Genomic DNA, 13767 nt, shown 5'->3' on the forward strand with positions numbered 1-13767 from the left:
GGACAACGCAGGAGACGGATGAAATGACGATTCTGGTAATTGCAGAACACGACAACGTATCGATCAAGGCCGCAACGCTGAACACGGTTGCTGCTGCTTCGAAGATCGGCGGTGATGTTCACGTGCTGGTTGCGGGTTCGAATGCGCAGGGCGCGGCCGACGGCGCCGCGAAGATCGCGGGTGTTTCCAAAGTGCTGCTCGCCGACGCGCCGCAACTCGCCGAAGGACTGGCTGAGAACATCGAAGGCACGGTGCTGAATATCGCGCGGGACTATTCGCATGTCCTGGCGCCCGCTACCGCATACGGCAAGAACATCGCGCCGCGCATTGCGGCGCATCTCGACGTCGCGCAGATCAGCGACATCACGGCTGTGAATAGCACCGATACATTCGAGCGCCCGATCTACGCTGGCAACGCGATCGCGACGGTGCAATCGGGCGACCCCGTCAAGGTCATCACCGTGCGCACGACGGGCTTCGACCCCGTGGCGGCCGAAGGCGGCAGCGCATCGATCGAGAAAATCGAAGCCGCCGCGGACGCGGGAATATCCGCGTTCGTGAACCGCGAATTGACGAAGCTGGACCGGCCGGAACTGACATCGGCTTCGGTGATCGTGTCGGGTGGCCGTGGACTGGGAAACGGTGAGAATTACACGAAGGTGCTCGAGCCCCTGGCGGACAAACTCGGTGCGGCATTGGGCGCGTCGCGTGCAGCCGTAGATGCGGGCTTCGTTCCGAATGACTATCAGGTCGGCCAGACGGGCAAGATCGTCGCGCCGCAGTTGTACATAGCCGTCGGCATCTCCGGCGCGATCCAGCATCTGGCCGGCATGAAAGACAGCAAGGTGATCGTCGCGATCAACAAGGATCCGGAAGCGCCGATCTTCAGCATCGCAGACTATGGTCTGGCTCAGGATCTGTTCGAAGCCGTTCCAGAGTTGACGACGCTTATCTGAAGTAGCCTCATTGAGGACGTACTGATGCGTAAAAGCCGAATCGCGATCGTTGGCGCCGGTCTTGCCGCGACGCCTCATGCGCTTGCACTGAACGAACTGAACGACGAAGTGGAGGTGGTGGGCGTAGTCGGTCGATCGGCGGAACGGCTGGAGCGCTTCACCGGCACGTATGGCTTTCCGGTTGCCAGATCGTTCGACGCCGTATTGGGGGACCCGCGCGTCGATGCCGTTCTGGTGCTGACGCCGCCGCACACGCATCTCGAACTCGTCGAGCGGGCCGCTGCTGCGCGCAAGCATGTATTGCTTGAAAAGCCGCTAGACATATCGATGCCTCGCGCAGAACGCGCGGTCCAGGTGTGCCGCGACGCCGGCGTGCGACTCGGCGTGGTCTTCCAGAATCGCTTTCGTCCTGCTGTCGAGCGGCTTGCGACGCTCGCGAAGAGCGGCGCACTGGGCGCGATCGCCTATGCCGGCGTCGATCTGCGCTGGTGGCGGCCCCAGTCCTACTACGACGAGCCCGGCCGTGGGACCTATGCGCGCGATGGAGGCGGCGTGCTGATGACGCAGGCCATTCACTCGCTCGACATTCTGATGTGGCTGGCGGGAGACGTATCAACGGTAGTCGGTGCAACGGCAACAACCGCTTTGCATTCGATGGAAGCAGAAGACTTCGCGAGCGCCATACTCACGTTCGAAAGCGGCGCCGCCGGTCACGCGCTTGCGACGACGGCGGCGTATCCGGGTTTTCCTGAGCGAATTGAGCTGATCGGCACCAATGGGACAGCGGTTCTCGAAGGGGGACATTTGCGCGCGTTTTTCCACGATGGTCGTGTCGATGAATTTCATGATCCTTCGTCGTCGGGTTTTGGCGCCAAGCCAATGGACTTTTCCCATACGGCGCATCGTGATTTGCTCAAGGACTTCCTCTGCGCGATTCGCGAGGATCGCAGCCCATTGGTAACGGGCGACGATGCGCTGCGCGTGCAGCGTCTGATCGAACGCATTACCGCACAGACAGGACGCCGCCAATGATGCACATCGACGGAGAAACCCGGATCGTCGCCATTCTGGGCGACCCCATCGCGCAGGCAAAGTCGCCGCAACTCTTCAATGCGTGCTTCCAGCGGGACGGCGTGAATGCGACCCTCGTGCCGTTTCACGTGCCCGCTGCTCACCTTGGGCCCGTGCTCGAAGGGCTGCGTGGCATCGTCAATCTGGCCGGTGTGGTCGTCACGGTGCCGCACAAGCTCCAGGCGACCGTTCACGCGGCGCGATTGTCGGAGGCGGCGCAGCAAACGGGCGGGGTCAACTGTCTACGGCGCGAAGCCGACGGTTCCTGGACGGGCGCGATGTTCGACGGTGAGGGCTTCGTCAAAGGCCTGCCTGGTCGTGGCCACGGGGTTCGCGGCAAGTCGGCGCTCATCGTCGGGACAGGCGGCGCTGGTGTGGCAGTCGCGCATGCGCTGATCGACGCGGGTATTGCATCGCTCGATCTCTTTGACAGCAATGCGACGTCGTTGCGGCGGCTCGCGCAAGCATTGCAAAAGCGTGGGAGCGGCGTGGTCGTCCGGGAGAGTGCGCCGCGCGCTCAGGCCTGTCACGATTTGGTGGTCAACGCGACACCGTGCGGCATGCGCCCTGGCGATCCGCTTCCGATCGATCTCGCTGATGCCGGTCCGCATGCTGTCATCGCAGACCTCATCATGAAGCCTGCGCAAACTCGCCTGCTGGAAGAAGCGGAAGCCAGAGGTTTAACCACCCACCCGGGTCGTCACCTGCTTGAAAATTCGGTCGAAGCGATGGTTGCGTTTTTGCGGCTGCTTCCACCATCCCGTGAGCGTGCAACAACTGGCTGCCAGGCGTGGATCGAGTCCGCGTAAGCCGGCAAATGCTCCGGGAAAACCCCCTTTGATTGATCCTGGATCGGGGCATAGTATGAATCACAAGTAACTATCCGGTGGGTTACGTAACAGATTCGACAGTAGCCGACTTTCGTTCGCAACGACTTGCATCGGACCAGTAAATGCGCGAATAGCGCCGCCGCTGGTCGACAGGAGACAACGATGAATCCAACAGAAAAGCGCAAATGGCCGCGCTCGGGACTCGAAACAACGCTGATGGGCTTCGGCGCCGCGCCGATCGGCAACATCTTCCGGCCGATCACGGAGGAGGATTCCGCGGCCCTGATCAAGGCTGCCTGGGACGCCGGCGTGCGCTATTTCGACACAGCTCCCATGTACGGCCATGGTTTAAGCGAAGCTCGCTGTGGGCAGGGGTTGCGCTGGTATCCGCGCGACCAATATGTGCTGTCGACGAAGGTGGGACGACTTCTCAAGCCCCGCAAGCGCGCGGAAATCGACTTTACGCCGTGGGTCGACGGCCTGCCGTTCGAAATGAAGTTCGACTACAGCTACGACGGTGTCATGCGGTCGATCGAGGACAGCCTGCAGCGACTGGCGTTGGAGCAGATCGACATCGCACTGATCCACGACATCGACAGCTATACGCATGGAGACAGGCAGCCGGAAATGTTCGAGGCGGCCATGTCGGGCGCGGCGAGGGCGCTGCTGAAGTTGCGCGACGAAGGCGTCGTGAAGGCGGTAGGCGTGGGTGTGAACGAATGGCCGGTTGCGCATGAGGCCGTCAAACGCCACGACTTCGACTGTCTGCTGCTCGCCGGACGTTACACGCTGCTCGAGCAGGACGCGCTCGACGGCTTCCTGCCCCTGTGTGAGGAGAGGCAGGTGTCGGTCATCCTCGGCGGCGGCTACAACAGCGGCATTCTCGCGACGGGCGCGGTTCCCGGCGCGAAATACAACTATTCGCCCGCGCCCGATGCGGTCCTCGAACGGGTGCGCAAAATTGAGAAGGTGTGCCGGGAATACTCGGTGCCGTTGAAAGCGGCGGCGCTGCAGTTCGTGCTCGCCCACCCGACCATACCCACCAATATTCCCGGCGTGCGCACGGTCGCCCAGCTCGAAGACAATCTGCAAACGTTCCGGGCACAGATTCCATCCGCATTCTGGGCCGAACTGAAGCGTCGTGAGCTGATCCGGCAGGACGCGCCCACTCCTCAATAACGGTTCGTCGCCGACCCGCAATCGGGTAGCAGAGAACGACTCGCGGGTTCCGCGCCCGCTTCCTCCGCCGCGCAATTACGTGGCGGATGGGACCCGTCGTGCCCGCATTTCAACGTCAGGGAGAAGTCATGAAAGCTGCCGTACTTGTTGCTCCGATGCAGTTCGAGTTGCGCGACGTGCCTGTTCCTGAGTGCGGCGCGTCGGACGTGCTCATCAAGGTCGAGCGCTGTGGGATTTGCGGAACCGACTTGCACATCTATCACGGCAACTACTCGAGCGACCGCCTGCCATTGATTCTGGGACACGAGTTCTCCGGGACGATCGCCGAAGTCGGCTCGGCCGTAAAAGGGCTGAAGGTCGGTCAGGCGGTCACCGCCGACATCAATCTCGGTTGCCGCAGTTGCTTCTATTGCCGCAAGAACGAGATTCTCAATTGCACACAGATGGTTCAACTCGGCATTCATGTGGACGGTGGCATGGCCGAGTACGTGCGTGTGCCGGCCTATGCGGTCGTCCCGTTGCCCCCGGCGATGCCCGTGGAAGAAGGCGCGATGGTCGAGCCGCTTTCGTGCATCGTGCGGGCGTTTCGGAAGGGGCATCTGCGGCTTGCCGAGAGTGTGCTGGTGATCGGCGCGGGGCCGATCGGCCAGATGCATATGCAGCTCGCCGTCCGCGCGGGCGCGGCACCTGTCATCGTCGTCGAGCCGAATGAGCAGCGTGCGCGACTCGCAAAAGAACTGGGCGCGGATCTGGTCGTGACCGACCCCGCTCAGCTCGAGGCCGCCGTGCGCGGCGCAACCGATGGACGCGGCGTCGACGTCGCCATTGAAAGCGTCGGTTCCACCGAACTATACGAAAAGGCGTTCACGCTGATTCGTCCTGGCGGACGTGTGATTGCGTTTGGACTTGCCAAGCCGGGTCATACGTTCAGAATTTCCGCGCTCGATTTCGTGCTGCGGGAGCAGGGTGTGCAAGGCAGTGTTGCCGGCATGGGCGATGACATGCACGAGGCCGCGACCCTGCTCGGCTACAGGCGCGTGAACGTTGCGCCGTTTCTCACCACGATCTATCGCCTCGATGACGTTCAGGCTGCGTTCACGCGCCTCGCTGAAGACAGGAACGTATTGAAGATCCAGTTGCAGGTCGCGTGAATTGCCCGGCCGTCGCAGCGGTTCGAAGTCATGTCAACACGGTGTTGCATCGCCTGGCAGAGGCAGTCCATGAATGCTCTCGAAGTGAAGGGAATCAGCAAGACCTACCCTGGTGTACGGGCTCTGGATCGCATTGAATTTTCATGCAGCCGTGGGTCCGTGCACGCGCTGGTTGGAGAAAACGGTGCGGGCAAATCAACGCTGATCAAGATTCTGAGCGGCGCCACTGCACCCGATGAAGGCGAACTGTTACTCGACGGCAAATCCTACTCACCGGCATCGCCGAGCGAAGCAGTGACGGTGGGCGTATCGACGATTTATCAGGAGTTCAATCTGATCCCCGGCTTGAGTGTCGCCGAGAATATTTTTCTGGGCCGTGAACGGATCAGTCGTGGCTTGCTCGATGCCGCATCCATGCGCAGCGAAGCGAAGGCGCTGCTCGCGCGCATCGGCGCACCGATCGACGTGCGAAGGCGTGTCGGCACGCTGTCGGTAGCTGAACAGCAACTCGTCGAGATCGCCAAGGCGCTCGCCGTCTCAGCGCGCGTGCTGATCATGGATGAACCGTCAGCGACGCTTTCCGATCGTGAGATGACTCTGCTCTATAACGTCGTGCGAACCCTGTCGCGCGATGGAGTGACGATTCTCTATGTGTCGCACCGGATGGATGAGATTTTCGACCTTTGCCACACCTGCACGATCATGAAAGACGGTCGCTCGGTCTGTACGCGTAGGGTGGCGGACCTCGATCGCGCATCGCTGATACGGCTCATGGTGGGCCGCGAAGTCGATACACGCTTTCCTGATCGGCGCGACAACGGCGACGAACCTGCTGCGCAGATTGTGCTCGATGTAAAGGCGCTGCGACTCGCGGAGCGCGTAAAGGACGTCACTTTTAGCATACGTGCCGGTGAGATCGTAGGCCTCGCGGGACTCGTGGGCGCGGGACGTACGGAAGTGGCCCGTGCGATCTTCGGACTCGACGACATCGCGTCAGGCGAGATATCGCTGCGAGGGCGTGCACATCGCCCGAAGACGCCCGCCGAGGCGATCGAATCAGGCGTCGCATTGGTGCCGGAGGATCGCAAGGCTCAAGGGCTGGTGCTCGGCCTCAGCATCCGCGAGAACGCGATGCTTCCCACACTCAAGAGCATTTGTCGCTTCGGCTTCGTTAGCCGACGCCGCGAACAGTCACGAGTGGCGTCCGTGTGCCGGCAACTCGCGGTGTCGGCATCGAGTGCGGAAGTGCCCGTCGGAACTTTGTCGGGTGGCAATCAGCAGAAGGTCGTGTTCGGCAAATGGATTGCCCACGACTACACACTTCTGATTCTCGACGAACCGACGCGGGGCGTTGATGTCGGCGCGAAGGTCGAGTTCTACAGGTTGATTGACGAGATTGCACGCTCTGGCAAGGCGGTTCTGTTGATCTCCTCGGAAATGCCTGAACTCCTTGGCATGGCGGACCGCATCGTCGCGCTGCGTGATGGCGTAGTGACGGGGGAAGCTTCCGCTCATGGCGCAACAGAAGAGTCGGTCCTTCAAATGATAGCGAGGTAAATCATGGCATTCGCAGAACCTATGTCCGGGACTGCTTCGAGCGGACGATTTTCAGGCGGCGCCTATCGGCGCATTGAGCTCATCCAGCGCTTTGGCATTCTCGCCATCTTCATGCTGCTGTGCGTGACGGCGGCAGTGTCATCGCCTTACTTTCTCACGGCCGAGAACCTGTTGAATGTCGTACGCCAGGTGTCGGTGGTGGGACTGACATCGCTGGGCATGACGTTCGTGATATTGACGGCGGGTATCGATCTTTCCGTCGGATCGATTCTCGCGCTCACGACGCTCGCCATTGCGGGTCTCAAGCCATATGGGCCGGTGGCATCGCTCGCGGGTGGCCTCGCAATCGCGCTGATTTGCGGGTGGGCCAACGGCGTTATCACGACCAAAGGCCGTATCCAGCCGTTCATCGTCACGCTTGGCATGATGACGGCGCTTGTCGGCGTCGGACTCGCTTATTCGGATGGTCAGCCGGTCATTGGTGTTCCGGCGTCGCTTGCATGGATTGGACGTGGACGCCTCGCAGGCGTGCCCGTTCAGGCGCTGCTTTTCATCGTGATGGCCGTGGCATCGGCGGTAATTCTGAGAATGACGCGCTACGGAAGGCACGTGTATGCCGTGGGCGGCAATGCGGAAGCCGCGCGCCTGTCGGGCGTACCTGTCGACAGGATTCGCGTGATTGCCTACTGCCTTTCCGGGTTGTTCGCGGGGCTCGGTGGTCTTGTGATGTCGACGCAACTGAACATCGGTGAAGCGAACCTCGGAAAGGGGCTTGAACTCGATGCGATTGCCGCTGTGGTGGTCGGTGGCACGAGTCTGTCGGGTGGCGCGGGTGGCATCGGAGGCACGATCGTTGGTGTCTTGCTGATCGGCGTGCTGAACAACCTTCTCAATCTGCTCAACATCCCTGCCTATACGCAGTTGATCGTCAAGGGCGCAATTATTGTCGGCGCGGTGTTGATCCACGCGCAACTCAGTCGTTCAAAGGGCCGATAGACCGGTCGAAAATCCCAGGAGACAACGATGTTCAACACGAAGCTGATGCAGACAGCGGCAGCCACGACTCTTGCATTCGGATGTGTCGCGAGCGCGCTCGCTGCCGACACGATTGGCCTTTCGCAGGAGAGTCTCGATCATCCGTGGCTCGCGACCCAGCGCAAGCAGATCAACGCCGCTGCCTCAGCGGCCGGCGTACGCGTGCTCGCCACCGACGGGCAGGGCAATGTCGCGGGCCAGATCGCAGGCATCGAAGACATGGAGTCGAAGGGGATCAAGCTTCTTCTGGTGCAGGCCGGGAAAGCAGAGGGGTTGCGTCAGGAACTGGCCTCGCTAAAGGAGCGAGGCGTGCCGTACATGTTCGTGGGTAAGCCGATCGAGAACGCGGGCGCAATCACAATGGTATCGGGCGATAACCGCGCACTGGGTGTGGATGCGGGTCAGTACATCGTCGAAACGCTTACAAAAAAGTACGGCAAACCCAAAGGCAACATCGTATTGCTCGAAGGCATTCCAGGTGACGAGACATCCGTGAACCGGATAGGCGGCGTCACGTCGGTGACCGGGAAATCCGCGGACATCAAGGTCATCGCGAAACAACCGGCCGATTACCGCCGGCCGAAAGCCTACGCTGTGATGCAGAACATCCTGCAGGCGCATCCTGCCGGCACGGTCGACCTTGTATTCGCCGCGAACGGCGAGATGGCGCTCGGCGCGATCCAGGCGATCAAGGAGAGCGGCCGGTCGAGTGAGATCAAGGTGTTGGGCCTCGACGGGCAGAAAGAAGAGTTTGAAGCGATCCGGGCCGGTGACGAAGCGGCCACGTGGCTGTATCCGCCCGCTGGAACTGAAAGCATGGCAGTCGCGCTAAAGATCCTGAAAGGGGAGAAGGTGCCGCCCAAGGTTGTGTTGCCAACTGTCCGGGTCACGAAGGAAAACATTGACTCGGTGAAGCCGGCCTTCTAGAACGGCCGACGAAATTGCGTCAGTTTCTGAAACGCGCGGATCTCTTCTGGCGTTCGGCAACTCGCATTTCAGATCCCGCGAACATCATGATCTACAAACGTTAAACGGGTAGCGGATGGATCGAACAGGATACTTCCCGATATCATCTTGATCTTAAGAATCTAGGGTTGCCGCTGGTGGTCGTTTATGTAGCGACCTCGATCGGCAGTATATCGGGCGGGTGGCTATCGTCGCGCCTGATCGCTCGCGGATGGGATGTCACTCGAGCACGTCAGATCACCATGCTTGGCTTGGCGTTCCTCGTGGTAGCCATAGCGTTTTCGCCCTGGATCGACAACATGTGGGCAATGGTTGGACTTCTCAGCCGATTGTCGGAATGGGAGGCATGGCTGGCGCAATTGGTGGAACTGTCTTTCCCTTGTTTGTCGGTGCGCTTCTTGATCACTTCAAGGCTCTCGGAAACGTCAATGCGGGCTACAACATATTGTTTGCGATATGTGGGTCGGCATACGTGATCGCATCGACTATCATGCGTCTGATTCGGTCTTCGAATCCGCGAACGGACCTTGGGTCCATGCGAGCCGATTCAGTGACTTGATTGCAGTCTGAGGTTAATGCCGGAGCCGTTCAAACATCGAATGGATTGGAGTCTTCATGTGCTAGCCTAACGCTACCGAGAAGAAGAAATCTGGGGCGGCGTGCCATTCGACACGTCCCGCGAATGTCGAGTAGCGGGGGATCGCCCTTGACCAGCCCAGCGGCAAACGCCGCAAAGAAGCTCTTGCCCGGATGCTCGCCCAGCAGCCCGGCACCCTGCTCCTCGACGTGAGCATGCGCCGTCTCGGCCACCTGTCCCAGCATCTGCTGGGCGTCGTCGGCATTGATACCTTGATCGGCTAGTGCCTGGGTTGCCTGACTCCCATGTTCCGACGCGAGAAATTCAGAAACCAGTTCCTGCATGTCCATGACAAATGCTCCAGAAATCGAGGCGTTGGAAGGACCGACCTGGAAAAGGCGGCTGCAACACCTTGCTCGGCGTATGAGCAGCGATGCCTGCCCCATTGTCGCTGGACAACCTTTCGGACGGACCACACTGCGCGCGGACGCCGCGCGGCATAACTCCACGGCAGTCGACCAGTCATATTTCGATGAAGCGAAAAAGCCAGCGCACAATTTCTTGTCCACTGGCTGAACACTGCGACGACCGGAATCTCGTGCAGAGACCGTCTACGTGAGGACTCGACTACTTCGTCGCGAAGACCGAGATTCCGCCGTTCGGAAACGCGGCGGCGCCTGGCTGGAACGGCACATAGACCTGGCCGAGGCCGCTGTCGATTGCAACCGAGTGCGCGCCGGTGCCTACCGCGACGGTGTAGAGCAGCTTGCGCGTCGCGCCGTCGATCACGCCCATCTGGGGCGTGAAGCCCGATGCCGCCGCCGTTCCGCTCGTCACCCAATGGCGCGCCGGCAGGAAATAGCGATTCGAGCCGGGATCGTAAGCGACCTGGTCCGTTCCGCCAAAGGGTATCGACGCAAGTTGGGCCCCCGTGTTGCGGTCGAGAATCAACGTGATCAGCGGATTACCCGCGGACGGATCGCAGCCGATCAGCACATCGCTGTTAGGCCCGAGTGCAATGCCAGACGGCTCGCATTTGCCGAGTGAAAATGCCTTGCTGACAGCAGGCGTACCCGATGTGACGGAACTGGCTGTGATGACGTCCAGTTCGCCCGTCGGATTAGCCGTCGTTCCGTCGTTATTGATGAGGAAACTCTTCGACGCCGCGTCATACGTGCAAGCTTCCAGTCCCGATGAGCCGGTGAAAGTCAGCTTCGATACGACTGCTTGCGTCGTTGTCGAGATGAACGTGACGTACGGCGGCGTCTCGCCCGGGCTTGCGAACATGATGAGATGATCATCGGGATCGTAACAGCCTTCGTCGACGCGCGAACCTGACGTACTGATCGGAATCGTCTTGACCGTTTTCATCGCGGCCGTATCGACGATTTTCACCGAATCGACGTCGCCCACATACAGCGTGTTCGTTCCCGTCACACCGACGATGCCGTCGGGCCCGGACGCATCCGTGCTCGCGCCTGCGCCCGTAAAACCTCCCGTAATTTGCGCGATCAGCGTGTTCGATTTCGTGTCGACGACGTCGACGGATTTGTTATTTCGGTCCGCCAGATAGTACCTGCCTGCTTCCGTGTAGCCGATATCGAAACTGAACGCCGGCGTCGTGGAATTAGGCACGGCGATGGTCGTCAACAGCTTGGACGGCGCGGGGGCGGGTGTCGATGAAGCCGGCGTCGATGCGGAGTTGTCTCCTCCGCCGCACGCTGCAAGCACGGCCGTCGCCACGAGTAGAACGACCAGTAACGGTTTTTTCATCAGTCGGCTCCTTTGAGCAGCAAAACAGGTGAGAGAAACGCTTGAGTGCTGTGTGCAGTGCTTCGTTCCGGTGGTAAGGATGAGGAAGGAGTGGCAAGAATGCACAGAAAATAATTTGATGGTTTGTATAGATAGGTGCGAATGAATGTATGGATAACGAAATATTCATACACTTGCCTGTCGATATTTTCGTAATGTTGAATTCCCGTTTAGGACGCTGAATGACAATGAGAAGCGATGCAGGCACGTCGACAACAGAACTTATGCGGCATTGCCGCATTCATTTATATCGTTGGTGGAATTGTGGAAAGTGGTGCTTGATTGGGAACAACCTGCCGTCAAGTTACCGTGTAGAGACTGACATGCTGTACTTCGCCTTGCTCTCGCGGCTCTGTAAGGCCAGGTTATGCAGTAGAAAGCGTAAATTTCAGTGAGCAGAGAAAAACGCGGCGGGAAGAACATCGAAGGTCAGGGAAAACGCCTGGCACCGGATCCGTTCATTGACGAGATAAGACATTGCAACAAGAAATAATGCCTTCTTTAATAAATTTCCCGGATGATTCGCGTAATTATTGCCGGAATATAAAAATAAATATCAGATGCCATGAAATGCCTCCTCCTCTTAATCAAAACCTAAGATTGCGGGAATACAATTCATTGCTCTATTGCCCGAACTCCAGAAACGAAACATTCGCTTCCAGAAAAGTGAGATGTCGACAGTTTATGTTGGGTCTGCCCAGAACGGGTTTACACGTATCGACGAGAAGTGGCGGACGTTTCGGAGAGGATGTCGATCGTCCGCTCCTGTCAGACCACAGCCCGATAGTGGCGGTCCATCGGTGATGGCGGCGTTGTCGAGCCAAGTGCGGTTACTTGACGTAAAAACCGAACGCGCCGGTCTTCGCAGTGAAATGCGCTCGACGGGCGTCAGGTCGTCGCCACCGCGACCAGCCGATCCCTGGTTCGGCTCACAACCTGTAGGCCCATAGCGCTTTAAAGGTCGAACCCACCAATCCCGAGCGCTTACGACCGTTTTTACATCACCGGGCCCTCGCTCATCCGGTCCGCGTCAGGACTGCGTGCGGCGTGCGTGTCCCGTTCTGCTAAAAACATGATCTATCCCGCTTCGACACGATTACGGCCAGACTTCTTGGCCCGATAAAGCGCGCGGTCCGCACGCTTCATTAACGTCTCCACGTCGGCCTCGTGTGTTTCGCGGGTAACCACGCCGATGCTCACCGTGAACGGAATCGGTTTGAGGTGCGATACGTGCGCGAAATCCTGTCGTTCGTAACGTTCGCGCAACGCGTTCGCGATGTCATACGCAACACGGGCATCAGCGCCCGGCAGCGCTGCCACAAACTCTTCGCCGCCCCAACGCGCGAACAGACATGGCCGGCTCGTCATTGACGCTCCAACTTTCGCGAGCGTGCGTAACACTTCATCGCCAGCATCGTGTCCATGCTTGTCGTTTATTTCCTTGAAGAAATCGATGTCGAGAATGAAAACTGAAAACACGTCTGTATTGCCAAGTAACGCTTCTATGTATTCCAGACACTCCCGACGATTCGGCAAACCTGTTAGCGCGTCGGTCGTGGCCTGCTTCTTCAGCAGTTCCATTAGCCTGGCGCGATCGGTGATGTCGCGTACCACCGCCATGAATTCGACCCCACCGTTCAGGTCGATTCTGGACACCGCGATTTCGACGGGTATGATCGACCCGTCACGACGTCGACCGTACACGCTATTGGTTTCGTCCATACGTGGAGCAGTCGCCCGCCGCAGGTTCGGCTGGTAGGAGTCCGCGAACTGCTTCACCCTGCGTGGATGATCAGCGCGGAACTTCTCGGGCAACAGGGTAACGATCGGCCGACCCATCACTTCGGCTGACGAATAACCGAAGAGGTTCTCCGCCGCGCGGTTGAACAAAGTGATGTTGTGCTCCTCGTCCATCGTCACGATCGCGTCGTAGGCCAGGTCGACCAAGGCGCGATAACGCGAGGCCTCGACTTCTGGCTCCTGTCGCTGGTCGATCCGCGCGCTCATGTCGAGACCCGTCATGAGAATCTTGTGCACACTGGCGCCGTTGCTCTCATGCCTGATCGGTTTAAGCGACAGACGCCACCAGACGGTGCCTTTGCGGATGTCGTGAGTTTGCTCTGGTTGCTGCACCCAGCCGGACCGAAAGCACGCGAGCAGTTTCTCGCGAAATTCATTCGCTATGGAACCCGTGACCATTACGTCGAATGGAACTGGAAAAGTCTGTGCGTCGTTGACCGGTGAGCCCGTCAACCGGAAAAACTGGTTATCGCAAGCGGTGACGATGAGCTGCTTACGCTCATCAAGTCCGATCATGGCGACGCATGTGGCGATGTCATTCACGACTGGGTTTCTCTTCCTTGAACCGATCAGACAGGCTTCGCCTTACTTCACCTTACAAAAAGCGCGTTCATCGCCAGGGCAGTGATGGATAGCCGTCGGACAGGCAGTAAATCTAAAACGTTCACTGATTTATCGGCCGTTTGCGGCAAAAACTTTATGAGAGTTCATCGAGATTCGAGGACCGATGCGTGTGGGTGTCAAACAGGGCTGTGAGCGATCCGGTGGAAGGTGACCGGGCTCGCTGGAAGTGGCGACCAGAAGGGGCGGTCTGTGACACTACCCGGATCCGC

11 protein-coding genes are annotated in these 13767 nt (G+C 59.3%); 8 read left to right on the forward strand and 3 right to left on the reverse strand.

The window, feature by feature from the left end:
- Window positions 1-23 precede the first annotated feature (23 nt).
- From KFO72_RS02470 to KFO72_RS02505, 8 genes are all read left to right on the forward strand, one after another.
- Window positions 24-956 carry an electron transfer flavoprotein subunit alpha/FixB family protein gene (locus tag KFO72_RS02470; protein ID WP_225031310.1) on the forward strand — a complete coding sequence of 311 codons (933 nt, stop codon included), beginning with the start codon at window positions 24-26 and terminating at the stop codon, window positions 954-956.
- A 24-nt stretch (window positions 957-980) separates the two neighbouring features.
- The gene (locus KFO72_RS02475) at window positions 981-1988 is read left to right on the forward strand and encodes a Gfo/Idh/MocA family protein (RefSeq protein WP_060607953.1); all 1008 of its coding nucleotides are present in this window, start codon (window positions 981-983) and stop codon (window positions 1986-1988) included.
- Window positions 1985-2836, forward strand: coding sequence for a shikimate dehydrogenase family protein (locus tag KFO72_RS02480; RefSeq protein ID WP_225031311.1), 852 nt, complete (start codon window positions 1985-1987; stop codon window positions 2834-2836). Before KFO72_RS02475 ends, KFO72_RS02480 begins: the two co-directional genes overlap by 4 nt.
- A gap of 183 nt (window positions 2837-3019) precedes the next feature.
- A complete protein-coding gene (locus KFO72_RS02485) occupies window positions 3020-4036 on the forward strand; it encodes an aldo/keto reductase (RefSeq protein WP_054932114.1) in 1017 nt (338 codons plus the stop codon).
- A 128-nt stretch (window positions 4037-4164) separates the two neighbouring features.
- Window positions 4165-5187: a zinc-dependent alcohol dehydrogenase gene (locus KFO72_RS02490; protein ID WP_225031312.1), complete on the forward strand. Its 1023-nt coding sequence runs from the start codon at window positions 4165-4167 to the stop codon at window positions 5185-5187.
- A 69-nt stretch (window positions 5188-5256) separates the two neighbouring features.
- Window positions 5257-6744 (forward strand): sugar ABC transporter ATP-binding protein, encoded by a 1488-nt coding sequence (locus tag KFO72_RS02495; protein WP_225031313.1) that lies wholly within the window; start codon window positions 5257-5259, stop codon window positions 6742-6744.
- A 3-nt stretch (window positions 6745-6747) separates the two neighbouring features.
- Window positions 6748-7740, forward strand: a complete 993-nt coding sequence (locus tag KFO72_RS02500) for an ABC transporter permease (protein ID WP_197496932.1) — start codon at window positions 6748-6750, stop codon at window positions 7738-7740.
- 27 nt (window positions 7741-7767) lie between these two features.
- A complete protein-coding gene (locus KFO72_RS02505; protein ID WP_225031314.1) occupies window positions 7768-8706 on the forward strand; it encodes a substrate-binding domain-containing protein in 939 nt (312 codons plus the stop codon).
- 627 nt (window positions 8707-9333) lie between these two features.
- Here KFO72_RS02505 and KFO72_RS02510 read toward each other — a convergent pair.
- From KFO72_RS02510 to KFO72_RS02520, 3 genes are all read right to left on the reverse strand, one after another.
- Window positions 9334-9672 (reverse strand): hypothetical protein, encoded by a 339-nt coding sequence (locus KFO72_RS02510; RefSeq protein WP_225031315.1) that lies wholly within the window; start codon window positions 9670-9672, stop codon window positions 9334-9336.
- Between the two features lie 277 nt (window positions 9673-9949).
- On the reverse strand, window positions 9950-11095 hold the full coding sequence (locus tag KFO72_RS02515) for a YncE family protein (RefSeq protein ID WP_225031316.1): 1146 nt from the start codon (window positions 11093-11095) through the stop codon (window positions 9950-9952).
- 1116 nt (window positions 11096-12211) lie between these two features.
- Window positions 12212-13477: a diguanylate cyclase gene (locus KFO72_RS02520; protein ID WP_225031317.1), complete on the reverse strand. Its 1266-nt coding sequence runs from the start codon at window positions 13475-13477 to the stop codon at window positions 12212-12214.
- Between the last annotated feature and the right edge of the window lie 290 nt (window positions 13478-13767).

The organism is Paraburkholderia sp. XV, from assembly GCF_020177535.1.
Classification (GTDB): domain Bacteria; phylum Pseudomonadota; class Gammaproteobacteria; order Burkholderiales; family Burkholderiaceae; genus Paraburkholderia; species Paraburkholderia caribensis.

Excerpts from the sequence above, each read along its gene's own strand:
- KFO72_RS02470 (WP_225031310.1), top strand. The coding sequence starts at position 24 with ATGACGATTCTGGTAATTGCAGAACACGACAACGTATCGATCAAGGCC.
- KFO72_RS02475 (WP_060607953.1), top strand. The coding sequence starts at position 981 with ATGCGTAAAAGCCGAATCGCGATCGTTGGCGCCGGTCTTGCCGCGACG.
- KFO72_RS02480 (WP_225031311.1), top strand. The coding sequence starts at position 1,985 with ATGATGCACATCGACGGAGAAACCCGGATCGTCGCCATTCTGGGCGAC.
- KFO72_RS02485 (WP_054932114.1), top strand. The coding sequence starts at position 3,020 with ATGAATCCAACAGAAAAGCGCAAATGGCCGCGCTCGGGACTCGAAACA.
- KFO72_RS02490 (WP_225031312.1), top strand. The coding sequence starts at position 4,165 with ATGAAAGCTGCCGTACTTGTTGCTCCGATGCAGTTCGAGTTGCGCGAC.
- KFO72_RS02495 (WP_225031313.1), top strand. The coding sequence starts at position 5,257 with ATGAATGCTCTCGAAGTGAAGGGAATCAGCAAGACCTACCCTGGTGTA.
- KFO72_RS02500 (WP_197496932.1), top strand. The coding sequence starts at position 6,748 with ATGGCATTCGCAGAACCTATGTCCGGGACTGCTTCGAGCGGACGATTT.
- KFO72_RS02505 (WP_225031314.1), top strand. The coding sequence starts at position 7,768 with ATGTTCAACACGAAGCTGATGCAGACAGCGGCAGCCACGACTCTTGCA.
- KFO72_RS02510 (WP_225031315.1), bottom strand. The coding sequence starts at position 9,672 with ATGGACATGCAGGAACTGGTTTCTGAATTTCTCGCGTCGGAACATGGG.
- KFO72_RS02515 (WP_225031316.1), bottom strand. The coding sequence starts at position 11,095 with ATGAAAAAACCGTTACTGGTCGTTCTACTCGTGGCGACGGCCGTGCTT.